At 73.2% G+C, this 22,897-nt stretch carries 20 protein-coding genes and 3 pseudogenes (1 of these 23 only partly in view); 15 read left to right on the top strand and 8 right to left on the bottom strand.

Translation table 11 applies throughout. The features are described from left to right. Window positions 1-10 precede the first annotated feature (10 nt). Complete coding sequence (locus tag E6W39_RS14405; protein WP_141633887.1) at window positions 11-340, top strand: hypothetical protein; 330 nt, start codon at window positions 11-13, stop codon at window positions 338-340. A 23-nt stretch (window positions 341-363) separates the two neighbouring features. Further along, on the top strand, window positions 364-1,074 hold the full coding sequence (locus E6W39_RS14400) for a hypothetical protein (RefSeq protein ID WP_141633886.1): 711 nt from the start codon (window positions 364-366) through the stop codon (window positions 1,072-1,074). 2 nt (window positions 1,075-1,076) lie between these two features. Here E6W39_RS14400 and E6W39_RS14395 read toward each other — a convergent pair whose 3' ends face one another. Next, a complete protein-coding gene (locus tag E6W39_RS14395; protein ID WP_141633885.1) occupies window positions 1,077-1,805 on the bottom strand; it encodes a GNAT family N-acetyltransferase in 729 nt (242 codons plus the stop codon). 90 nt (window positions 1,806-1,895) lie between these two features. Beyond that, window positions 1,896-2,174 (bottom strand): HPr family phosphocarrier protein, encoded by a 279-nt coding sequence (locus tag E6W39_RS14390; protein WP_101382465.1) that lies wholly within the window; start codon window positions 2,172-2,174, stop codon window positions 1,896-1,898. A gap of 234 nt (window positions 2,175-2,408) precedes the next feature. Between E6W39_RS14390 and E6W39_RS14385 the strand changes: the two genes are divergently transcribed. The 4 genes and pseudogenes from E6W39_RS14385 to E6W39_RS14370 all read left to right on the top strand — a co-directional run bounded on the left by E6W39_RS14385 (window position 2,409) and on the right by E6W39_RS14370 (window position 7,752). Beyond that, on the top strand, window positions 2,409-5,180 hold the full coding sequence (locus tag E6W39_RS14385; protein ID WP_267286753.1) for a bifunctional acetate--CoA ligase family protein/GNAT family N-acetyltransferase: 2,772 nt from the start codon (window positions 2,409-2,411) through the stop codon (window positions 5,178-5,180). A 94-nt stretch (window positions 5,181-5,274) separates the two neighbouring features. After that, complete coding sequence (locus tag E6W39_RS14380) at window positions 5,275-5,862, top strand: DUF5998 family protein (RefSeq protein ID WP_141633883.1); 588 nt, start codon at window positions 5,275-5,277, stop codon at window positions 5,860-5,862. 3 nt (window positions 5,863-5,865) lie between these two features. Beyond that, window positions 5,866-7,049: pseudogene (locus E6W39_RS14375) on the top strand (alkaline phosphatase family protein). 52 nt (window positions 7,050-7,101) lie between these two features. Next, entirely contained in the window at window positions 7,102-7,752 is a 651-nt protein-coding gene (locus tag E6W39_RS14370; RefSeq protein WP_141633882.1) for a thymidine kinase, read from the top strand. A gap of 25 nt (window positions 7,753-7,777) precedes the next feature. Here the strand turns inward: E6W39_RS14370 and E6W39_RS14365 are convergent, their stop codons facing one another. Then, window positions 7,778-8,566 carry a VOC family protein gene (locus tag E6W39_RS14365; RefSeq protein WP_141633881.1) on the bottom strand — a complete coding sequence of 263 codons (789 nt, stop codon included), beginning with the start codon at window positions 8,564-8,566 and terminating at the stop codon, window positions 7,778-7,780. Window positions 8,567-8,731: 165 nt separating this feature from the next. Between E6W39_RS14365 and E6W39_RS14360 the strand changes: the two genes are divergently transcribed. Next, the gene (locus E6W39_RS14360) at window positions 8,732-9,601 is read left to right on the top strand and encodes a sulfurtransferase (protein WP_141633880.1); all 870 of its coding nucleotides are present in this window, start codon (window positions 8,732-8,734) and stop codon (window positions 9,599-9,601) included. A gap of 42 nt (window positions 9,602-9,643) precedes the next feature. On the opposite strand, the pseudogene sepH reads toward E6W39_RS14360, so the two are convergent. Continuing rightward, window positions 9,644-10,701 (bottom strand): annotated as a pseudogene (gene sepH / locus E6W39_RS14355) (septation protein SepH). Window positions 10,702-11,299: 598 nt separating this feature from the next. Between sepH and E6W39_RS14350 the strand changes: the two are divergent. Then, entirely contained in the window at window positions 11,300-12,157 is an 858-nt protein-coding gene (locus tag E6W39_RS14350) for a hypothetical protein (protein ID WP_141633879.1), read from the top strand. Between the two features lie 7 nt (window positions 12,158-12,164). Here the strand turns inward: E6W39_RS14350 and E6W39_RS14345 are convergent, their stop codons facing one another. Both E6W39_RS14345 and E6W39_RS14340 read right to left on the bottom strand, forming a co-directional pair. Then, entirely contained in the window at window positions 12,165-13,475 is a 1,311-nt protein-coding gene (locus E6W39_RS14345; protein ID WP_141633878.1) for a D-arabinono-1,4-lactone oxidase, read from the bottom strand. A gap of 114 nt (window positions 13,476-13,589) precedes the next feature. Beyond that, entirely contained in the window at window positions 13,590-14,831 is a 1,242-nt protein-coding gene (locus E6W39_RS14340) for an MFS transporter (RefSeq protein WP_141633877.1), read from the bottom strand. Window positions 14,832-14,964: 133 nt separating this feature from the next. On the opposite strand from E6W39_RS14340, the gene E6W39_RS14335 reads away from it, so the two are divergent. Next, on the top strand, window positions 14,965-16,101 hold the full coding sequence (locus E6W39_RS14335; RefSeq protein WP_141633876.1) for a ferrochelatase: 1,137 nt from the start codon (window positions 14,965-14,967) through the stop codon (window positions 16,099-16,101). A gap of 27 nt (window positions 16,102-16,128) precedes the next feature. Continuing rightward, window positions 16,129-16,932 carry an inositol monophosphatase family protein gene (locus tag E6W39_RS14330; protein ID WP_228718149.1) on the top strand — a complete coding sequence of 268 codons (804 nt, stop codon included), beginning with the start codon at window positions 16,129-16,131 and terminating at the stop codon, window positions 16,930-16,932. Between the two features lie 143 nt (window positions 16,933-17,075). Here the strand turns inward: E6W39_RS14330 and E6W39_RS14325 are convergent, their stop codons facing one another. After that, a complete protein-coding gene (locus E6W39_RS14325) occupies window positions 17,076-17,258 on the bottom strand; it encodes a hypothetical protein (RefSeq protein WP_101382478.1) in 183 nt (60 codons plus the stop codon). Between the two features lie 449 nt (window positions 17,259-17,707). Between E6W39_RS14325 and E6W39_RS14320 the strand changes: the two genes are divergently transcribed. The 4 genes from E6W39_RS14320 to E6W39_RS14305 all read left to right on the top strand — a co-directional run bounded on the left by E6W39_RS14320 (window position 17,708) and on the right by E6W39_RS14305 (window position 21,640). Continuing rightward, window positions 17,708-18,361, top strand: coding sequence for a response regulator transcription factor (locus E6W39_RS14320; RefSeq protein ID WP_101382479.1), 654 nt, complete (start codon window positions 17,708-17,710; stop codon window positions 18,359-18,361). Window positions 18,362-18,383: 22 nt separating this feature from the next. Beyond that, window positions 18,384-19,676: a sensor histidine kinase gene (locus E6W39_RS14315; RefSeq protein WP_141633875.1), complete on the top strand. Its 1,293-nt coding sequence runs from the start codon at window positions 18,384-18,386 to the stop codon at window positions 19,674-19,676. Window positions 19,677-19,866: 190 nt separating this feature from the next. Beyond that, a complete protein-coding gene (locus E6W39_RS14310; protein ID WP_141633874.1) occupies window positions 19,867-20,841 on the top strand; it encodes an acyl-ACP desaturase in 975 nt (324 codons plus the stop codon). A gap of 502 nt (window positions 20,842-21,343) precedes the next feature. Next, window positions 21,344-21,640 carry a DUF4193 domain-containing protein gene (locus E6W39_RS14305; RefSeq protein WP_101382482.1) on the top strand — a complete coding sequence of 99 codons (297 nt, stop codon included), beginning with the start codon at window positions 21,344-21,346 and terminating at the stop codon, window positions 21,638-21,640. 221 nt (window positions 21,641-21,861) lie between these two features. Here E6W39_RS14305 and E6W39_RS14300 read toward each other — a convergent pair whose 3' ends face one another. Next, window positions 21,862-22,308: a DUF3093 domain-containing protein gene (locus E6W39_RS14300; RefSeq protein WP_141633873.1), complete on the bottom strand. Its 447-nt coding sequence runs from the start codon at window positions 22,306-22,308 to the stop codon at window positions 21,862-21,864. Between the two features lie 57 nt (window positions 22,309-22,365). On the opposite strand from E6W39_RS14300, the pseudogene E6W39_RS14295 reads away from it, so the two are divergent. Continuing rightward, a pseudogene (locus E6W39_RS14295) lies at window positions 22,366-22,897 on the top strand (hotdog domain-containing protein); it runs 82 nt beyond the window's last position.

Raw genomic sequence — 22,897 nt, 5'->3', positions numbered from 1 at the left:
GGAGTACATCGTGGCAGTGGCCGACTGGGACGGCAGTGACATCCCCGACTGGGCTTCGAGTGAGCAGCTGCGCCGGTTCTACCGGAACTGCTTCCACCCGGAGATCATCGATGACCTCTACCAGGCCCGCGACTGGGCCCGGGAGGACCAGGACTTCGCCGAGCGACTGCGGCGCAGCCTGGACTATTTGATCGAGCGGCGGCCGGCCGACTCGGCGGCCTGGCTCAGGCTGACCGGCTACTACTTCCTCACCGAGGACGAGCTGTACGGGTTCCTGGACGATCTGCGGGACTACGTGTTCGGCGACCGCCCCGACCACCCGATCGCGCCCAGCCCCTGACCAGGACGGAGTTATCCAGACCGATGCCCCTTCGTGACGAGCTGCCGCCCCGCTGCGGCCCCTGGGCCACCCGCTTCGACTCGGACGAGGCGCTGGTGGTGGCCGACGACGTGCTGCGGGCGGCGGCGCTCAAGGACCACGACCTGGCGCCGATCGTGCCGTTCCGGCAGCTGTACGGCCCCGCGTCGGCCGGGACCAGCTGGGCCACCGGGTTCGGAATCGACCCGCAGGCGCCGTACGGGCCCGGCGGTGAGGTCGGCTATGTGAACGCCGACTTCTCCGACGGGTTCGTCTACGGCGTCTACCGTCCGACCGCGGAGCTGCGGCCCGGCCGGCCGGGGCCGGAGCGCGGCGGCGACCTGCTGCTGACCGACGCCTACCCCTACCCCGGCGGCGCGATCGACCCGGTCACCGTGCCGCTGGCCGAACTGGGCCTGGACGCACCGGGCGTGGACCACCGCTTCGTGCGGTTCTGCGCGGGGTGGCTCGGGGTGGAGGCGGCCGACGACCTGGGCGAGCTGCGGGAGACCTTCGCCGCGGCCTGGCCGGACTACCGGGAGACCATCCGGGCCGGCCTGATCCACGTCGTCCGCAACCGCCCCCTGACGGTCGCTCAGTGGTACGGGCTCACCTACATCGCGTTCCCGGACGTCGAGGAGCTGACGGCGTACCTGGCCCAGGTCTACGCCTACCTCTACGACGGCTTCGAGGCGATGCCGGTGGCGCCGAACTGAGCTCAACCGACGTGCTGAGCCGCCCTCAGCTCGCGCGACGCCATGCCGAGCCGCCGGTAGAGGCGGATGGCGGCCGGGTTGTCCGCGTGCACCATCAGGGCGGCGCGGCCGTTGGCGCGGAGCAGCGCGTCGAGGACCAGGCGGCAGGCGGCTTCCGCGTGTCCGCGCCCGCGCCCGTACTCCGGGTGGGCGGCGACGCCGGCCATGAAGCCGGTGGTCGGGGAGCTCCAGGCCTCGCAGGCCACGGCGGTCAGCCGGCCCGCCTCGTCGCGCACGCCCGCCCAGCGGGTGGCGCCGGGGCGCAGCGGGTGGGCGTAGGAGTCGGGCATCGCCAGGTCCAGCAGCTCGGCGGCCTCGGGGTATTCGGCCGGGGTCAGCCAGTGCGCGGCGGGGCGGGTGGCGAGCGAGTCGCCGGTCACGTCCATCCACAGGAACGGGTGGATCGGGCGGAGTTCCGGGAGTCGGTCGATCAGTTGCTCGATCAGCGCGCGGTCGCCCATCGGGCGGTAGCTGGTGCCCAGTTCGGCGAAGACGTGGCGGATCAGGACGGCCAGCGGTTCGACGGGGCCGTGCACCGCCAGCCGGTCGCGGCAGGAGAGGTCGGGGGAGGCGACGGCGTTCGCGGCGCCCAGGGTCCAGACCCGCACGCCGGGGGCGAAGCCCTGGACCGCCCAGTCCAGAATGGCGTCGTCGGTGGTCAAGTCGCGTGCTTCGGATATCAGTTCGGGCATCCGAGCATGATCGCAAAGCGGCGCGGCGGTCCGGTAGTGGATTTCGCGCGGCGGCGTCCCGGGCAGTGGGCCGCCGCCGCGGTCACGGGCTCAGGCCGCGGGCAGCTCGTCCAGGCCCTGCTCGACCATCTTCGCCAGTCGGTCCAGCGCCGCGTCGGCCTCGGGGGCGTCGGAGGCCAGCACGACCTCCTCGCCACCCTCGGCGCCGAGCGCCAGCAGGCCCAGCATCGAGGCCGCGTTGACCGGGGTGCCGCCGGCCTTGGCGATGGTGACGGGCACGCCCACGGCGGCGGCCGCCCGGACGAAGACGGAGGCGGGACGGGCGTGCAGGCCCTCGGGCCAACCGATGGTGACGCGGCGCTCAGCCATGATGACGTGCCTTTCCGATGGTGCAGGTTGCGACAGCGTTGTCTAGACCATTCTGGCATGGCGGCCCGGAAACGCCTCCCACCCCGTCGGGCCCGCACCGCGGGAGCAGGTCGCCGCCCCGCCGGATAGCCTGGCGGTTGTGGAGCACTCAGGCGCTGACCAGGCCCTCGGCTACCCCCGTACTGGGAGGCCGACATCCTGCTGCGCGACGGCGGTACGGCGCGGATCCGGCCGATCGTGCCCGCGGACGCCCAGCGACTGGTCGACTTCTACGCCCAGGTCTCCGACGAGTCGAAGTACTTCCGGTTCTTCGCCCCCTACCCGCGGCTCTCCGACAAGGACGTGCGGCGCTTCACCCACCACGACTACGTCAACCGGGTCGCCCTGGCGGTGGTGGTCCGCGACAGGTTCATCGCCACCGTGCGCTACGACCGGATCGACGAGACCGGGCGCCCCTGTGCCACCGGCACCGACGCCGAGGTGGCCTTCCTGGTCCAGGACGCCCACCAGGGCCGGGGCGTCGCGTCGGTGCTGCTGGAGCACATCGCCGCGGTCGCCCAGGAGCGCGGGATCCGCCGGTTCGTCGCCGAGGTGCTGCCCGAGAACCGCAGGATGACCAAGGTCTTCACCGACGCCGGCTACGTCCAGAAGCGCAGCTTCGCGGACGGCGTGGTGCACCTGGAGTTCGACCTGGAACCCACCGCCGCCTCGCTCGCCGTGATGCGGGCCCGCGAGCACCGGGCCGAGGCGCGATCGGTGCAGCGGCTGCTGACGCCCCGTTCGGTCGCGGTGATCGGGGTCTCCAGGGACGAGCACTCGGTGGGCCGGACGCTGCTGCGCTCGGTGCTGGCCAGCGGGTACGCCGGGCCGGTGTACGCGGTCAACAGCCGGGCGCCGGGCGGCACCGAGCTGGAGGGCGTGCCGCTGCACCGCTCGGTGGCCGAGCTCACCGGACCGGTGGACCTCGCCCTGGTCGCGGTGCCGGACGAGGTGGTCCCCGGGGTGGTCGCCGAGTGCGGCGCGCACGGCGTGCAGGGCCTGGTGGTGGTCACCGCGGGCTACGCCGAGACCGGGGCGGCCGGGCGCGACCGGCAGCGGGCCCTGGTGCGCCAGGCCCGGGCCGCCGGGATGCGGGTGATCGGCCCGAACGCCTTCGGGCTGCTCACCACCTCGCCGGAGCATCCGCTCAACGCCTCGCTGGCACCCCGGCTGCCGCAGACCGGCCCGTTCGGGATCTTCTGCCAATCCGGTGCGATCGGCGTGGCGCTGCTGGAGGCGGCGCACCAGCGCGGACTCGGCGTCTCCTCCTTCGCCTCGGTCGGCAACCGGGCCGATGTCTCCGGCAACGACCTGCTGCAGTACTGGGAGGAGGACCCGGCCACCGAGGTGGTGCTGCTCTACCTGGAGTCCTTCGGCAACCCGCGCAAGTTCACCCGGATCGCCCGGCGCCTGGCCACCGCCAAGCCGGTGGTGGTGGTCAAGGGCGCCCGGCACACCGGCTCGCTGCCGCCCGGCCACGCGGTGCCGCCGGCCACCAGCAGGCTGAGCGACGCCACCGTGGACACGCTCTTCCAGCAGGCCGGGGTGATCCGGGTGGCGACCATCACCGAGCTGCTGGACACCGGCGAACTGCTGGCCGGACAGCCGCTGCCGGCCGGGCCCCGGGTCGCGGTGGTCGGCAACTCCGACTCGCTCGGCCTGCTCACCTACGACAGCTGCCTCAGCGCCGGACTGCGCCCGCACCCGCCGGTCGACCTGACCACCGCCGCGACCGGCGAGCACTTCCGGGTGGCGCTGGAGACCGCGCTCAGCGACGGCTCGGTGGACGCGGTGATCGCGGTGGCCATCCCGCCGATCGCCAGCCCCAGCCTGGCGCTGCGCGAGGAGCTGATGCTCGCGGCCGACGACCCGGCACTCGGCGAGGGCCTGCTGCACGCCGCCGACAGCGCGCGCCGGGTCGGCAAGCCGCTGCTCCTCATCCACCTGGCGCTCGGCGAGCTCTCCGGGGTGCTGCGCGCCGCCAAGCAGCCCGTGCCCGCCTACCCAGCCCCCGAGCGCGCCGTGCGCGCCCTCGCGCACGCCGTGCGCTACGGCACCTGGCGGCGCCTCGCGGAGACCGCCGAGCAGACCGCCCGGGTGCCCGAGTTCGACCGGATCGATGCCCCCGCCGCCCGCGCCCTGGTCGAGGCGGCGCTGGCCACCAGCACTGCGGCGGCGTCCCGCCCGTCGCCCACCACCACCCTTGCCGGAGGCTCCCCCAGACTTCGTCCGGGGGGACCCCCATCGCGCCGCACCTTTCGATCCCAGCCCGGCGGCGCCCGCTTCACGCTGCCCGACGAGCAGACCGCGGAGCTGCTCGGCCAGTACGGCATCGACGTCCTGCGCGCCCTGCCCGCGGTGACCGAGGAGGAGGCGGTCCGGGCAGCCGACCGGCTCGGCTACCCGGTCGCGCTCAAGGCCACCGCCACCCATCTGCGGCACCGCCCCGACCTCGGCGGCGTCCGGCTGGAGCTGACCGACGAGGACGGCCTGCGCCGCGCCCACCGGGAGCTCTCCGAGCTGCTCGGCGGCGCCGCGCGGGCCGAGCTGGTGGTGCAGCGGATGGCGGCCCGCGGGGTGGACACCGTGATCAGCGCCACGGTCGACCCGGCGGTCGGTGCGATCCTGGCCTTCGGCCTGGCCGGCGCCCCGGCCGAACTGCTCGGCGACGTGGCGCACCGGCTGATCCCGGCCACCGACCAGGACGTGGCCGGCCTGGTCCGCGAGGTCCGGGCGGCACCGCTGCTGTTCGGCTGGCGGGGCGCCGCCCCGGTGGACACCGCCGCCCTGGAGGAGGTGCTGCTGCGGGTCTCCCAACTGGTCGACGACCTGCCGGAAGTGGCCTCGGTGGAGCTGGAGCCGGTGGTGGTGGCACCGCACGGACTGGCCGTGCTGGGCGCCGCGGTGCGGGTGGCGCCACTGCCGTCGCGGACCGATCTGGGCCCGCGGAGCATGAGCACGCTGTAACCTTCCTGGGTTGCGCCCGCCTCGGGGACTCCCGCCCGGGGCGGTACGGCGCAGTCCAGCCCGCCGGGTCGGCGGGGCATGCCAGGATGGAGTTATGGCGAAGACCGGTACCACCACCACGCAGGACCTGCGTTCCGCGATCGAGCGCAGTGGCTACTACCCGGCGCTGGTGTCCGAGGCCGTGGAGTCCGCGGTGGGCCCCGAGCCGATCAGCTCCTACCTGGTCCACCAGGAGACCACGTTCGACGCCAACGAGGTCCGCCGGCACGTCACCGTGCTGGTGCTCACCCCGAGCAGGTTCGTGGTCAGCCACACCGACGAGCAGGCCGCCGACGCGACCAGCCCGGTGCCGTACGCGACCACCTCGACCGAGAGCGTCCGGCTGGACCGGATCGGCTCGGTGGTGCTGAGCCGGATGGTGGCCAACCCGGAGACGTACACCCCGGGCCGGCTGCCCCGCGAGGTAGTGCTCACCATCGGCTGGGGCGCGGTGCAGCGGATCGACCTGGAGCCGGCCGGCTGCTCGGACCCGAACTGCGAGGCCGACCACGGCTACACCGGCTCGGCCACGGCTGACGACCTGTCACTTCGGGTCAGCGAGGCCGGGGACGGCCCGGAGACGGTGGCCCAGGCCCTGGTCTTCGCCCGGGCGCTGTCCGAGGCCACCATCAGCAGGGCCTGAGGCGTGTCGCAGTTCTTCCACAGCCCCGATCCGTACGACCTGCTGGACGTGGCCGGCGCGCCCGCACCCGGCTACGGCTCCGGTTCGCTCAGCGATCTGCTGCCCTCGGTGGCGGCGGGCCTGGGGGTGCCCGGCTTCACCGCGACCCTGCCCTCGAACCCGCCGACCGGGTCTGCGTCTTCCTGGTCGACGGCCTCGGCTGGGAGCTGATCCGCCGTCACCCCGAGTGGGCGCCGTTCCTGACCGGGCTGCTGGACAGCTCGCTGGGCGGCACCGGGCGGCCGCTCACCGCCGGCTTCCCGTCCACCACGGCCACCTCGCTGGCCTCGGTGGGCACCGGCCTGCCGCCGGGGCTGCACGGCCTGGCCGGCTACACCGTGGCGATCCCCGGCCAGAACCAGCTGATGAACCAGCTGCGCTGGCAGCCCCCGGTGGATCCGCACAGCTGGCAGCCCTACCCGACCGTCTTCGAGCGGGTGCACGCGGCCGGCGTCGCCGCCAGCCAGGTCTCCTCGCCGCTGTTCGCGCAGACCCCGCTGACCCGGGTGGCGCTGTCCGGCGGCGACTTCCTGGGCCGCACCACCGGTGAGGAGCGGATGGACCTGGCGGCCCGTCAACTCGCCTCCTCCGACCGGGCGTTGGTCTATACCTACGTCAGCGAGCTGGACGCGATGGGCCACCGCTACGGGGTCGACTCGGACGAGTGGCGGCTGATGCTGAACACCGTCGACGGGCTGGCCCGGCGACTGGCCGAGCAGCTGCCGCCCCGCTCCGCGCTCTACGTCACCGCCGACCACGGCATGATCGACATCGCGCCCGAGGACCGGATCGACTTCGACGACGACTGGGAGCTCGGCGCCGGCGTGGCACTGCTGGGCGGCGAGGCCCGGGCCCGGCACGTCTACGCGGTGCCCGGTGCGGCGGCCGACGTCCACACGGTCTGGCGCGAGGTGCTCGGCGACCGGATGTGGGTGGCCACCCGGGACGAGGCGATCGAGGCCGGCTGGTTCGGGCCCGCGGTCGACGACCGGGTCTACCACCGGATCGGCGACGTGGTCGCCGCCGCCCGGGACGACATCGCGATCATCGCCTCCCGCAGCGAGCCGGGGGAGTCGGCGATGACCGGCCTGCACGGCTCGATGACCCCGGTGGAGCAGCTCGTGCCGCTGCTCGAAGTCCGCCCCTGAGACCCCCGCTCCGAAGATTCGTACCCCTTGAGAGAGGCTTCCCCACCCCACCATGGCTGACCTGGTCTTCTTCTCGGGGACGATGGACTGCGGCAAGTCCACCCTGGCGCTGCAGATGAACCACAACCATGCCGCCCGCGGCCGGCAGGGCATCATCTTCGCCCGGCACGACCGGGCCGGCGCCTCCACCATCTCCAGCCGCCTCGGCCTGCGCGCCGAGGCGGTGGAGGTGACCGAGGGCTTCGACTTCCAGCTCTACGTGGTGCAGCTGCTCTCGGGTGGCGGCAAGGTCGACTACCTGATCTGCGACGAGGCCAACTTCTACACCGCCGAGCAGGTCGACCAGCTGGCCCGGGTGGTGGACGAGCTGGGCATCGACGTCTTCACCTTCGGCATCACCACCGACTTCCGCACCCGGCTGTTCCCCGGCTCGCAGCGGCTGCTCGAACTGGCCGACCGGGTCGAGGTGCTGCAGGTGCAGGCGCTCTGCTGGTGCGGCGCCCGGGCCACCCACAACGCCCGCACGGTGGGCGGGGTGATGGTCGTGGAGGGCCCGCAGGTGGTGGTCGGCGACGTCGCGGTCAACGAGGACGAGGTCGGCTACGAGGTGCTCTGCCGCCGCCACCACCGGCGCCGGCTCACCGCCGCCACCGCCCGGGCGGCCGCGCTCTCCCCGGACGTGCTGCCGTTCGAGCAGCCGTAACCCACCCGTTCGCGGCGCCGGCGGCTCAGGGCGCGACCACCGAGAACCGGGCGCCCTCGGGATCGGCGAGCCGCGCCACCCGGCCGTACGGCGTGTCCCGCGGCTCCACCAGCACCGCGCCGCCCAGCGCCCGGCACTGACCGGCCGTCAGATCCGCGTCGGCCACCGTGAAGTAGATCCGCCAGCGGGGCGGACCGTCCCGCAGATCGCGGGTCTGGCCCAACCCGGTCATTCGCAGCCCGGCCACCCGCTGACCGGCCACCCGCAGCGCGGCGTCCTCCTCGCCCCGGGCCACCGCCGACGGGTCCGCCGCCACCACCTGGCGCTCGAACACCGCGCCGTAGAAGGCCGCGGCGGTCGGCTCGTCACCGGTGACCAGCTCGGTCCAGGCCGGTGCGCCGGGCTCGCCGACCAGCTCCCAGCCGAGGTGCTCATGGCCCTCCCAGAGCCCGAAGAAGGCCCCCGAGAGATCGGCGGCGATGGCGAGGCGCCCGGCCGGACCGCTGCTCAGCGGGCCGACCGCCACCGTGCCGCCGTGCTCGCGGACCCGCGCCGAGGCGGCGTCCGCGCTGTCCACCGCGAAGTAGGCGGTCCACTCGACGGGCGCCGCCGGCAGCTCCGGGGCCAGGCCGATCCCGGCCACCCCGGCGCCGTGCCGGGTGGCCCGCAGATAGCCACCCGGCTCGGCGGGCCCCGGGGTGAACTCCCACCCCAGCAGCGCCGAGTAGAACGCCTGGGCGCGGTCCAGATCATGGACCAGCAGGGTCACCCAGCAGGGTGAGCCGTGCGCCACCCGGACCTGTACCGCCGTCATCGCGACCTCCTCGCGGGGGTACCCGGCCCGGTGGCACGGGTCCCGGGCAGATGCTCCCACCCGCGGGGACGCCGGGGCGGGCGACGGCACGGAAATCATGGCAAAGAGCGCACAAAGCATCGCCGACCGCAACCGGTCGACCGGGTGACCCAGCAGAATGGCCGCATGGACAACACTTCTCCGCTGATCTCCGTCGCCGAGCTGGCCGCCGAGCTGGCCGGCGAGCGGCCGCCGGTGCTGCTGGACATCCGCTTCGTGCTCTCCGCGGCCGGCCCGACCGGGGCCTCGGGCGCCGACGAGTACGCGGCCGGCCATCTGCCCGGCGCCCACTTCGTCGACCTGGAGCAGGCGCTGGCGGCTCCGCCCGGCGCGCCCGGCCACGGCGGTCGGCATCCGCTGCCCGACCCCGAGGTGCTGGGCGCGGCGCTGCGCCGGGCCGGGGTGGCGGCCGACCGCGCGGTGGTGGTGTACGACGCGGGCCCGGCCACCGCGGCGGCGCGTGCCTGGTGGGTGCTGCGCTGGGCCGGGCACCCCGCGGTGCGGGTGCTGGACGGCGGCTTCGCGGCCTGGCAGGCGGCCGGGCTGCCGGTCACCGACGAGGTGCCGGCCGCCCAGGACGGCGACTTCAAGCCGGTCCCCGGGCAACTCGCCACCCTGGACAAGGACGGCGCCGCCGAACTCGCCCGCACCGGGCTGCTGCTGGACTCCCGGGCCGGTGAGCGCTACCGCGGTGAGGTGGAGCCGCTGGACCCGCGGGCCGGCCACATCCCCGGCGCGGTCAGCGCGCCGACCTTCGACAACAACGCCGCCGACGGCCGCTTCAAGCCCGCCGCCGAGCTGGCCGAGCGGTTCCGGGCACTGGGCGCGGACGAGCACCCGGTGGTCGGCGTCTACTGCGGATCGGGCGTGACGGCGGCGCACAACGCGCTGGCCCTGGAGCTGGCCGGCTACCGCACGGTGCTCTACCCGGGCTCGTGGAGCGAGTGGTCCAGCGACCCGGAGCGCCCGGCCGCGACCGGGCCGCAGCGGGGCTGACGGACGGTCAGCGGGGCCTTGGCACTCCGAGGCCCCGGACCGTCACTCGCTCTTCTTGCGCCGGCTGCCGAAGACGATCTCGTCCCAGCTGGGCACCGTGGCCCGGCGGCCGGGACGGACACCGTCGGCCTCGGCCTGCCGGTCGGTGGTACCGACCAACCGCTCGCGGTGCGGGGCCACCGCCCGCGGCATCAGGATGTCCGCGTAGGCCGAGCCGGCGCCCACGGCGGGCGCGGCGGCCGCGGCAGCGGCGGTCTCCTCGACCTCCTGGCTCTCCTCGACCGGCGCCGCCTCGATCGCCGACGGGCCCACGGCCAGATCGCCGCGGAAGGCGGGCACCACGTCCAGCAGGCTGGTCAGCGAGTCCCGCGAGTCGGCAGTGGCCTCCCGCGCCTCCCGGGCCGGCAGCCGCTCGGGCGGCGACATGATCCGGTCGGCCGACGGCCGCTCGATCATCGGCCGGTGCGGGCGGTCCTGGGGAGCCGGGCGATCCGGGGGATGAACGGGAAGACCGACTCCTCCTCCCGCTCCACGCTCTCGCCGATCAGCGAGCGGGCCTCGTCGTCGTTCGGCTGCACCAGGCGCCGCGGCGGGTCGTACGTCCAGCTGGCGGTACGGCCCTCGCCGTCCGCGCGGTAGGTGAGGACGACCTCCCAGGTGCCGTCGTCACGCCGCCAGGAGTCCCAGCGCTCGGTGTCCTTCTCGGCGGCGCGCAGCACCAGGCGCTCGGAAACCGCCTCGCCCAGCTGCGGGCCGGTGGCCTCGCCCGGACGGCGGATCGGCGTCTTGCGGGCGCGCTCGGCCATGAAGGCGCGCTCGGCCAGCACCGGGCCCTCGAAGCGGCGCACCCGGTCCACCGAGATCCCGGCGGCCTGGGCGACCTCCTCGGCGGAGGCACCTGCTCGTATCCGCGCCTGGATGTCCCGGGGGCGCAGGTGGCTCTCCACCTCGATCTCGATCTGGCCGAGGCGCGGCCGATCGCCCCGGATGGCGGCACGCAGCCGCTCATCGATCGGAAGGGTGTACTCCGTGCTGTCGGCAGCCTTGAGCACCAGCCGTGTGCCGTCGTTGCTGACGGCCACAACCCGCAATTCGGGCACGGTTACCTCCCGGGTGGTGCCTGCCGACGTCACCTGCGTCGCTGCTCCCGTACTGAGTGTGGCCTGCCCACTGTCGACTTGCCACAACCTTGCAGAGTTCTCCCGGCGTGTCGGACTTGGGTCCGGACACACCGCTGTGGCACGGTGGCCTGTTTGGCGCGTCGTCGTGGTGACTCCGCGTCAGCCTCCCGGCCGGTCCCCGCACGTGGATGTGGAGCGACGGTTCGGGGTCGAGCGCCGCCGTGCGTGCCCGGTCCTGACGGCTTCTCGCTCCGACCGCCGATGGAAAAGCAGTCGAGAGGATGACCGAAGGCCCAGGCTCCACGAACAGTACTCCATTCGTGGCAACCAGCGGGGCGGCTCGCCGCTCAAGTCTCCCGCGATTCACGGGAATCTCAAGAGGGGGGACTCCATTGGCGGACCGCCGATCAGCTGACGGTGATCATCTTCACATATATCGACTGTGAAGAACCGGATTTTCGACCCTTGTGTCCTTCTTTATGCACAATGGGCGGTCCCATCGGATAGCGCGATGAGCGGATGACTTGCCTGATGGGCGAAACCTGACGAGATATCGAGGATGTTGGAAGAGGACCGGATGCCCGAGCAGCCCGAGCGGCCCGCGAGCGGTCGGCGGATCGATCTGAGCGTGGCCCAGGTCGCGGCCAGCGCGCTGGCCGCGGTGGTCGGCGCGGTGCTCGCCTCCGAGCTCGGGGTGTACGGCACGATCATCGGCGCCGCGGTGGTCAGCGTCGGCGCGACCTGCGGCGGCGCCGTCTTCCAGCACCTCTTCCGACGCACCGGTGAGCAGTTGCGCGAGGTGACCGAGCGGTCACCGGGCAGCAAGGTGAACGGACTGCGCCAGATCCCGGCCACCGACACCGCGCCGCTGCCGCTCGCCTGGCAGGACGAGCCCGCCGAGCCGGAGCCGCTCCCGGACGGCTCCTGGAACGACTCGCCGGTGCGGCGGGCCCGCCGCCGCTGGACCTGGAAGGGCTATGCGGCGGTCTCCGCGCTGGTCTTCGTGCTGGCGATGACCCCGATCGTGGTCGTCGAGCTGGCTTCCGGCCAGAACCTGCACGCGATCACCACCGGGCAGGAGGGTGGCGGCACCTCGATCATCCCCGACGGCGGCCGCAAGGCCCCGGCCCGGGAACCGCGCACGGATCCGGCGGCCCCGCCGACCGGCCAGGGCGCGTCCGAGCGCCCGTCCGGCGGGACCGGCGGCTCCTCGACGGCACCCAGCACGCCCGGCGCCGACTCCGGTTCGCCGTCGTCCAGCCCGTCCGCGCCGCCGAGCAGCGCCTCGCCGAGCGGCAGCGCGACCCCGTCCGGTGCGGCCACGCCCAGTGCCACGCCCTCGGCGCCGCCGACCACCCGGGCCCCGCAGCCGCCCGCGACGACCCCGGCGGCCGGCGCCACCGAGGCGCCCGCCACTGCCACCGCCACGCCGTGACGGCGGGTCAGTCGCCCAGCACCCGGCGCAGATAGGCGTTGGCGAACCGCCGCTCGGGGTCGACCCGGTCGCGCAGCGCGGTGAAGTCCCCGAAGCGGGGGTAGACCGCGGCCAGGTACTCGGCGTCCCTGGTGTGCAGCTTGCCCCAGTGCGGGCGGCCCTGATGGGCCGTCATCAGCCGCTCGACCTCGGTGAAGTACCCCCGTTCGGCGGTACCCCGGTAGAGGTGGACGGCGATGTAGACGGTGTCCCGCCCGCTCGCGGTGGAGAGCCACAGGTCGTCGGCCGGCGCGCAGCGCACCTCGACCGGGAAGCTGATCCTCCAGTCGCTCCGCTCCACCAGCCGCTTCAGCTCGCGCAGCACCGGCACCGCCGTCTCGCGCGGCACGGCGTACTCCATCTCGATGAAGCGCACCTTGCGCGGGCTGGTGAACACCTTGTAGGCGACGTCGGTGTAACTGCGCTCCGACCAGGCCCGGCTGGCCGCCGCGGCGATGGCCGGGATGCTGCTCGGGAACGCCCGGCCGACCCGGCAGGCCCCCTCCCAGACCGTGTTGGAGAGGAAGTCGTCCTCCAGCCAGGCCTTGAACGGCGGCAGCGGCGCGGCCGGCCCCTGGCTGCGGTTGTTCCGCTTGGTGCTGCACCGGTCGGTGTGCGGGAACCAGTAGAACTCGAAGTGCTCGTTGACCTGGGTGAGCCGGTCGAAGTCGGCGAGCACCTGGTCGAAGGTCATCGGCGCCTCGTGCGCGGTGAGCAGGAAGGCCGGCTCCACCCCGAAGGTGATCGCGCTGACCGCGCCGAGGGCGCCCAGGCCCAGCCGGGCGCCCTGGAACAGCTCCGGCTCCTCGGTGGCGGAGCAGCGGTGCACCGAGCCGTCGGCGAGCACGATCTCCAGGGCCCGGATCTGCGCGGCCAGCGAGCCGGAGTCGCGCCCGGTGCCATGGGTGCCGGTGCTGGTGGCGCCGGCCACCGTCTGCACCTCGATGTCGCCCATGTTGGTCAGCGACAGGCCGGCGGCGGCCAGCAGCCGGTTCAGCTTGGCCAGCGGCAGGCCGGACTCCACCGTCACGGTGCCGGCCTGCCGGTCCAGTTCGCGCACCGCGGTCAGGCCCTCGGGGCGGACCAGCACGCCGTCGCCGGCGGCGGCGATCGCGGTGAAGGAGTGCCCGGAGCCGACCGCCTTGACGGTGCGGCCCTCGGCGCCGGCCTGCTTGACCGCCTCCGCCAGCTCCTCGGTGGAGGCCGGGGTGACCACCCGGCTGGGCTCGGCGCTCTGGTTGCCCGCCCAGTTGGTCCAACGGCCGGCGGTCACGGTCATACGGCTCCTCCTGCGTCCATGCTGCACCCGCAGGTCGTCCCCCCGAGGGCGCTACCAGTGGGTAGCGAGCCTAGCCACGGGGTGGCCGCCGGTCCATGGTTCGGACCGGTCCGGTCAGGGCGCCACCGCGGCCGGCTCGGGGGCCGCGGCCGGGCTGTCGGTGCGCAGCCAGCGCCCGCCCGCCGCGGCCAGCAGCAGGGCGAAGACCCCGGCGGCCAGCGGGACCCGGTAGCCGGCCGCGACCCCGGCGGCGTCGACCACCGAGCCGGCCAGGTAGGAGCCGCCCGCCACGCCGATGCCGAGGCCGGTGGTGGTCCAGGACATCCCCTCGGTCAGCTGGGCGGCCGGGACCAGGCGCTCGGTCAGGCCGGTCGCGGTGATCATGGTGGGCGAGATGGACATCCCGGAGAGGAACAGGGTGGCCCCGGCCGCGACCAGGCCGACCGTGCCGCTGCACCAGGCGGCCACCAGGCTGAGCGGCGTCAGCGTCACCGCCATCACCGCGACGCCGTTGCGGAACCGCCGGGCCGCCGGGCCGCGCGGGTGCAGGACGCCGACCACCACGCCGGCCACCCCGGAGCCGAGCGCGTAGACGGCCAGCACCAGGCTGGCGGCCGCGCCGTGGCCCTGCTCCCGGGCGTAGGCCACGGTGACCACCTCGACCGAGCTGAAGATCGTCCCGATCGCGACGAAGGTGGCGATCAGCACCCGCAGGCCGGGCAGTCGCAGCACCGAGCCACCGGCCGCGCGCGCCACCGGGTGCGGCGGGGGCTCGGTGGACCGCTGGGCGGTGAACAGCAGCACCCCCACGGCCCCGAAGACCGCGGCGAGCAGCACCCCGGCCTCCGGGAAGAAGGAGGTGGCCAGGCAGATGGAGAGGATCGGCCCGACGATGAAGATGATCTCGTCGACCACCGCCTCCAGTGCGTAGGCGGTGTGCAGCTTGGCCTGGTCGTCCCGGTAGAGCTGCGCCCAGCGGGCCCGGACCAGTGGACCGGTGCTGCCCATGGCGCCCATCCCGATCGCACACGGGAAGTACGTCCAGGTCGGCCAGGAGCGCCAGGCGGCGAGCAGCAGCAGCGCCGAGCACAGCACGCTGATCGCGGTGGCCGGCCGGACCACCCGGCGCTGCCCGTAGCGGTCGACCAGCCGCGAGACCTGCGGCCCGATGCCCGCCGAGGCCAGCGCCAGGGTCGCCGTGACCGCACCCGCCAGCCCGTAGGAGCCGCGCAGCTCGGAGAACATGGTGACCACGCCGACCCCGACCATCGAGATCGGCAGTCGGGACACCAGTCCGGTGGCGGAGAACGCCAGCGAGCCGGGCGCGGCGAAGATCTGACGGTAGCTGGACAGCACGGCTGCTCCGGGAGGGTCAGGGAACCGGGGGAGTAAGGAACATGGGTACCTGAGACAGCTTACGAACGAAAGCAACCGGATAAACCCGTGGGGTGGTCCGGCACCCAGCGCGGGCAGTGGCAGGATCGGAGCCATGGCTGACGCGCAGACCCCCACCGACCCGGCGCCGTACGACGCGCTGCTGCTGCTCTCCTTCGGCGGACCGGAGGGCCCCGAGGACGTGGTGCCGTTCTTGGAGAACGTCACCCGCGGCCGCGGCATCCCGAAGGAGCGGCTGGCCGAGGTCGGGCAGCACTACTTCCGCTTCGGCGGGGTCAGCCCGATCAACGAGCAGAACCGCGCCCTGCTCTCCGCGCTGCGCAAGGACTTCGCCGACCACGGTCTGGGCCTGCCGGTCTACTGGGGCAACCGGAACTGGGCGCCGTACCTGGTCGACGCGCTGCGCGAGATCGCCGACGACGGCCACCGACGCGTCGCGGTGCTGGCCACCAGCGCCTACGCGGGCTACTCGGGCTGCCGGCAGTACCGGGAGAACCTGGCCGACGCGCTGGCCGTGCTCGCCGAAGAGGGCCGTCCCGTGCTGACCGTGGACAAGCTGCGCCACTTCTACAACCACCCGGGCTTCGTCCAGCCGATGATCGAGACGACCCTGGCGGCGCTGGCCGAGCTGCCGGCCGGGCTGCGCGACCGGGCCGAGCTGGCCTTCACCACCCACTCGATCCCCACCGCGATGGCCGAGAGCTCCGGCTCCCCCGACGACCCGGCCCGCGGCACGCCCGGCGGCGCCTACGTCGCCCAGCACCTGGAGATGGCGCACCTGGTGGCCGAGGCGGTGGCGGGGGCCACCGGCGTGGCCGACCGCCCGTGGCAGCTGGTCTACCAGTCGCGCAGCGGCGCACCGCACATCCCGTGGCTGGATCCGGACATCTGCGATCACCTGACGGAGCGTCAGGAGGCCGGGGCGGCAGCCGTGGTGATGGTGCCGATCGGCTTCGTCTCGGACCACATGGAGGTCAAGTACGACCTGGACACCGAGGCCGTGGCGCGGGCCGCCGAGCTCGGCCTGCCGGTGGCCCGGGCCGCCACCGTCGGCGCCGACCCGCGGTTCGCGGCGGCGGTGCGCGAGCTACTGCTGGAGCGGGCGGCCACCGAGCGGGGCGTGCCGGTGGCGCGCTGCGCGCTCGGGCGGCTCGGGGCCGGCCACGACGTCTGCCCGGCCGCCTGCTGCCCCAACCCGCGGGCGCCCCGGCCGGCCGCCGCCCAGGCCTGACCCCGAAACCACAGACGGAGGAGCACCGTGCCCGATCAGACCCTGCTGGACGAGCTGCTGGACGTGGCCCTGGAGGCGGCCCGACGGGCCGGCGAGCTGCTGCGCGACGGCCGCCCGGCCGACCTCGGGGTGGCGGCGACCAAGAGCAGCCCGGTCGACGTGGTCACCGAGATGGACCTGGCCTCCGAGAAGCTGATCGTCGAGCTGATCACCGGCCGCCGCCCGCAGGACGGCTACCTGGGTGAGGAGGGCACCGAGCGGACCGGCGGGAGCGGGGTGCGCTGGGTCGTCGACCCGCTCGACGGCACCGTCAACTACCTTTACGGGCTGCCCAACTGGGCCGTCAGCGTGGCCGCCGAGCTGGACGGTGAGGCAGTGGTCGGGGTGGTCTTCGCGCCGGCCAGGGGCGAGCTGTTCCAGGCCGTGCGGGGGCGCGGCGCACTGCTGGACGGCCGCGCGCTGGCGGTCCGGCCGACCCCGCCGTGGGGGCAGGCGCTGATCGCCACCGGCTTCAACTACGTGCTGCCGGCCCGGGTGCACCAGGCCGAGGTGCTGCACGCCCTGATGCCCGAGGTGCGGGACATCCGGCGCGGTGGTGCGGCGGCGGTGGACCTGTGCGATCTGGCGGCGGGCCGGTTGGACGGCTACTACGAGCGCGGGCTGGCCCCCTGGGACCAGGCGGCCGGTGGCCTGATCGCCCGGGAGGCGGGTGCCCGCACCGGCGGCCGGCCGAGCACCGAGGCCACCCGGGAGCTGCTGGTGGCGGCCCCGCCCGGCACCTTCGAGCGGCTGCAGGCCCGCCTGGACGAGCTGGGCGCCTGGCACGACTGACGAGGGCCCGCGGAACGCCGGATTCCGACGGCCCGATGGCAGCGAAACCCCGGTGCGAGGATCGCACCGGGGTTTCACCACGTGTCGGGGGCCGGTCGACCGGCCCTGGTGTTCGGGAGTCGCCCGGCTGGCGGGCGCCCGGGTCAGGCGCTGCGGGGCAGCGCCAGCAGCGGGTCGACGCCGTGGTCGGCGGCGATCCGGCGCAGGTCTTCCAGTTCGGACTGTTCGACCTCGGCCAGGAACTCGTCCCCGGCTTCGAGGGCACGGTGCAGATCCTGCTCGGCATTGCGTATGCGCTGCAGGATTCCGGCGGTGAAGGCGTCCATGCGGCAGACCCCCTTACGGTGTCGGACGTGCGCGGTCGGCGTTCTCCGGTTGGGAGGGACGGTGGTCCAGCGGCTGCACCCGACCGGTGCTGGCTCCGGTGCGGGCACGGGTGCGGCGCCTGGGCCGCTCCGTGGATGCTTGCGATCCCCCAGCCGGTGCGGATGAACGCGCGGCGGGTGGGTGCGACTGCCTGACGGCGTGATCGCGGGTTGCACTCGTCATCCCCACCACCCGGGCCGGGAAACCTCCGATTCGGGAGAAATCACGGAAAGTTGCCGCCATCACACTCCGAGATCGCTCGGATGTTCGACTCCGAGGGGTCGCCGCTGGTCGACTTACCGCTGCTTTACCCGTACAGGGGGCAGGATGGAGGGACCGTCGGAGTCGCAGGCCCGCGCACGGGACCTCGCTCCCGCCGCGCGTGGCCCCCGGAGAAGGGACAACCGCAGTGCGGGTTCTTGTCGTCGAGGACGAGCAGCTGCTCGCCGAAGCCGTGGCCACCGGCCTGCGCCGGGAGGCGATGGCCGTCGACGTGGTGTACGACGGCGAGGCCGCCCTGCAGCGGATCGCGGTCAACGACTACGACGTCGTGGTGCTCGACCGCGACCTACCGCTGGTGCACGGTGACGACGTCTGTCGCAGCGTGGTCGACCAGGGCCTGGCCACCCGGGTGATCATGCTGACCGCCTCCGGCGACATCAGCGACCGGGTCGAGGGGCTGGAGATCGGCGCGGACGACTACCTGCCGAAGCCGTTCGCTTTCAGCGAACTCGTGGCCCGCGTGCGCGCCCTCGGCCGCCGCGCCACCGTCCCGCTGCCGCCCGTGCTGGAGCGGGCCGGGATCAGCCTCGACCCGGGCCGCCGCGAGGTGATCCGGGACGGCCGCTCGATCCAGCTGGCCCCCAAGGAGTTCGCCGTCCTGGAGGTCCTGATGCGGGCCGGCGGGGCCGTGGTCTCGGCCGAGCAGCTGCTGGAGAAGGCCTGGGACGAGCACACCGACCCGTTCACCAACGTCGTCCGGGTCACCGTGATGACACTGCGCCGCAAGCTCGGCGACCCGGCCGTGATCGTCACGGTGCCCGGCTCCGGCTACCGGATCTGACCCCAACCCGAGGGATGAACCCATGACTACCCCGCCCACCACCGGCGGGTCCTCCGGCAGTTCGCACCCGACACCGCCGCGGCCCCCGCACCCGCCGCGCCCGGTCGAGCCGCCGCTGCCGACCGATCAGTACCACCCCGGCGACGGCCTGCGCTGGCTGCCGTTCCGCCCCACCATCCGGATCCGGCTCACCCTGCTGTACGGCGGGATGTTCCTGATGGCCGGGGTGCTGCTGCTGCTGATCACCTACTTCATGGTCGAGCAGGCCTTCCAGGACATCTCGCTGCCCCAGATCAAGCTCGGCCCCGGCGTGAACATCACCACCGGCGACGGCCAGGTGCTCACCGGCAACGACGTCAACCACTACCTCAGCGGTTCGCTCAACGCCCAAGCCCACACCGAGCTGGACGCGCTGCTGCGCAAGTCCCTCACGGTGCTGGTCGGGCTCGCCGTGATCGCCTTCGCGGCCGGTTACGCGATGGCCGGCCGGGTGCTGCGCCCGCTCGGCCGGATCACCCGCACCGCCCGCGAGGTGGCCGGCTCCGACCTGCACCGCCGGATCGAGCTGGAGGGCCCGGACGACGAGCTCAAGGAGCTGGCCGACACCTTCGACGACATGCTGGACCGGCTGGACCGGGCGTTCGACTCGCAGCGCCGGTTCGTCTCCAACGCCTCGCACGAGCTGCGCACCCCGCTGGCGATCAACCGCACCCTGCTCGAGGTGCAGCTCTCCGACCCCAACGCCTCGCCCGACCTCCAGCAGCTCGGCAAGACCCTGCTGGCCACCAACGAGCGCAGCGTGCAGCTGGTGGAGGGCCTGCTGCTGCTGGCCCGCAGCGACAACGAGCTGGTCGACCGGCGGCCGGTGGAGTTCTCCGAGGTGGCGCTGCAGGCGGTCGAGCAGGTCCGGCCGGAGGCGTCCGGCCGGGAGGTGGAGATCCGCTCCGAGCTCAACCCGGTGGCGGTCTCGGGCAACGGGGTGCTGCTGGAGCGGATCGCGCTCAACCTGCTGCAGAACGCGGTGCGCTACAACGTGCCGGACGGCTGGGTGGAGATCACCACGGCGCCCGGGCCCGGCGGGGTCGGCGAGCTGGTGGTCAGCAACACCGGGCCCGTGGTGCCCGGCTACGAGCTGGAGCACATCTTCGAGCCGTTCCGCCGGCTCAAGGGAGCCGACCGGACCCGCAGCGACAAGGGGGTGGGGCTGGGCCTGTCGATCGTGCGCTCGGTGGTGCGCGCGCACGGCGGCTCGATCGAAGCGGTGCCCCGGCCCGGCGGCGGACTGACCATGCGGGTCCGGATCCCCGGCGCCTGAGCCGTCCACGAACCTCCTGAAGCGCCCTGCGCGCGCCCCTCACCTGCGAGAAGGGGCGGCGCAGGGCGTTTGGCATATCCGGGGCCGAGTACTTACGCTGCCGTAACCTACGCTGCCGTAAGGTACGACACCGTAGGTACCGCACCCCGCATGTGCACTCGCACGTCCCGTTTCACCAGGAGCCACCGTCGTGACCATTGCCCCCGTTCAGCGCACCGGTTCGACCGCATGGACCGATGCCAGGCTGCTGCTGGCTCTGGAAGAGGTGGTCGAGGGCGAGCTGAACCGGCACCTCAAGGCCGCCCGGGAGTGGATGCCGCACGAGTACATCCCGTGGAGCCAGGGGCGCGACTTCGACGGCGTGCTCGGCGGCGAGGCCTGGGAGCTGTCGCAGTCCAAGGTCACCCCGCTCGGCCGGGTCTCGCTGGTGGTCAACCTGCTGACCGAGGACAACCTCCCCAGCTACCACCACGAGATCGCCACCCTGTTCGGGCGGGACGGCGCCTGGGGCACCTGGGTGCACCGCTGGACGGCCGAGGAGGGGCGGCACGGCATCGCCATCCGCGACTACCTGCTGGCCACCCGGGCGGTGGACCCGGTGGCCCTGGAGCGGGCCCGGATGGACCACATGGGCGCCGGCTTCCAGTCCGACAACGCGCACAGCGCGCTGCACTCGATCGCCTACGTGGCGTTCCAGGAGCTCGCCACCCGGATCTCGCACCGCAACACCGGCCACCTGTCCGGCGACCCGCTCTGCGAGCAGCTGCTGGCGAAGATCGCCAACGACGAGAACCTGCACATGGTCTTCTACCGGAACCTGCTCAAGGCGGCCATCGAGCTCACCCCGGACCTGGCCATGCAGGCGATCCGCGACGTGGTGACCGAGTTCCGGATGCCCGGCCACGGGATGCCCGGCTTCGAGCGCTCGGCCGCCCAGATCGCCATCGGCGGCATATACAACCTGCGGATCCACCACGACGACGTGCTGCAGCCGGTGCTGCGCCACCTCAAGGTGCTGGAGGTCGGCGGCCTCGGGCCGGCCGGGATCCAGGCGCAGCAGGAGCTGGGGCTCTTCCTGGAGGGGCTGGACGGCCAGGCTGCCCGGTTCGAGGAGCGCCAGGCGGCCCTGCTGGCCCGTCGTGCCGCGAGGGCCGCGCAGGCGTGACCCGGGGGCGCTTCCGGCGCCACTGGCGGCACTTCCGAGGAGCAGTGAAGCCGGTCACTTGCGGCCGATTTCGTCCGAATTGCCCACGTTGTGATGAACGTCACATGCCGGCACGGTACACATTTGGCTGATCTCGCAGAGTGATCGACCCGGCTGAGCCGATCATTGCGGACGGTAATCGGAGACGCTGTCCGGTTTGCCGCTCCCGGATGTCGGGAATCCGCCTCCCACCTGGGTCAAGGTCCCCTGGTGCGGGTGGTCGGCAGGGCGTAGCATCACCTTCCGTATCTGATATCGGGCCGTTGTCGAGCCCTGTCGGCAACTGTCCGCGAGTCCCTCGAAGGTGGTGTGGATCACCTGGTCGGACCCGTCGCTGAGTGTCGATTGAGTAACAGGGCTTGAAGTAAGGCACAATCTCGGCCTCGGGTCGGGCACAAGACCGGCCCCTCATGCGTTACGTGCGCTGGAGATACCGCACACACCCAGAGGGGGAGAGCGAACAATGGCAACGGACTACGACACCCCACGCAAGACCGATGACGACCTCAACGAGGACAGCATCGAGGAACTGAAGGCCCGCCGGAACGACAAGTCGACCGGTCCTGTCGACATCGAGGACTTCGACGGCGCCGAGACGATGGACCTGCCCGGTGCCGACCTCTCCGGTGAGGAGCTGTCGGTGCGGGTGCTGCCGCGCCAGGCTGACGAGTTCACCTGCATGAGCTGCTTCCTGGTGCACCACCGCAGCCAGCTGGACCACGAGAAGAACGGTCAGCCGATCTGCCGCGACTGCGCCTGAGATCTGGGCGCACCCCCGATCCCGATGGACAGGTGCCCGGCACCGCCGCCGGACTCGGCAAACCGCCCCGACCGGCCCGCCTTGGTGGGCCGGAGGCTGATCCTGCGTCCCGAACCTCTCGGGCGCACTCGAACGGCGAAGGGACGGTCCGTAGTTGACGGACCGTCCCTTTGTCGTGCCCTGCGGCGGGGGCTCAGCGTGTCGTGCCGTGCGGCCGGGGCTCAGCCGCGGGCCTGGTCCAGCGCCGCGGCCAGGGCCTGCGGGTCGCGGGTGGAGAGGTAGAGATACGGGGTGGGGTCGGCCGGGTCGGTCACCTCCACCTTCAGTGCCGTGCGCACATAGCTGCGCAGCAGCATGAAGGCCCGGGGGTCGGCCTTCGAGGAGCGCCAGGCGACCGTCTCGGCGGCGTCCAGCGGCAGGGCCTCGCCCAGTGCCTCGACCGGGATCCGGGCCTGGCCGGCCACCAGCGACCCCTGGACGACCCGGATCCGCGCCGAGCCGTACGAGCTGAGCGCCACCGCGGCCGCGACGAAGCCCGCCAGCAGGCCGACCAACCCCGGCACGGCACCGAACTTCAGCAGGATCAGTGCGAGCGACAGGCCGGCCGCGACCGGCAGCAGCCACCAGGAGCGGGGTGCGGTGAGGCGTTCGTCGTACATAACCGCCATTCTGTCCCAGGCATTGCTGGATCTTGGAGGCGGTGGGCCATTGCATCCTGGCTACTCATGAGTAGGGTCGGGCCCGTGACCGTACCCAGAGCATCCGTGAGCACCCCCACCACCCCGCCCGAGGACGCCTCGGAGCCGGTGCGCCACCCCGACGCCCCCGCGCCCGGCACCACCCTCGGCACGCACTACGTGCACTGCTTCGGGTGCGGACCGCAGCAGAGCAGCGGACTGCAGATGGACATCCGGGCCGGCGAAGGCATCGACGTGATCGCCGAGTTCGTGGTGAAGCCGGCCCACCAGGGCGGCCCCGGCCTGGCGCACGGGGGATCCTCACCACCGCGATGGACGAGACCCTGGGCTCGCTCAACTGGCTGCTGCACACAGCCGCGGTCACCGGCCGCCTGGAGACGGACTTCCTCCGCCCGGTGCCGGTGGACGCCACCCTGCACATCCACGCCTGGGTCACCGGAGTGCACGGGCGCAAGGTCTACTCCGCGGGCGAGGGACGGATCGGCGGACCCGACGGACCGGTCGCGATCCGGGCGTCGGCACTCTTCGTTCAGGTGAAACTGGAACACTTCACCACGCA

Origin of the sequence: Kitasatospora acidiphila (assembly GCF_006636205.1) — a bacterium.
GTDB lineage: Bacteria > Actinomycetota > Actinomycetes > Streptomycetales > Streptomycetaceae > Kitasatospora > Kitasatospora acidiphila.
The sequence above is the reverse complement of the archived record's forward strand: the minus strand, read 5'-3'. Positions and strand labels throughout refer to the sequence as shown.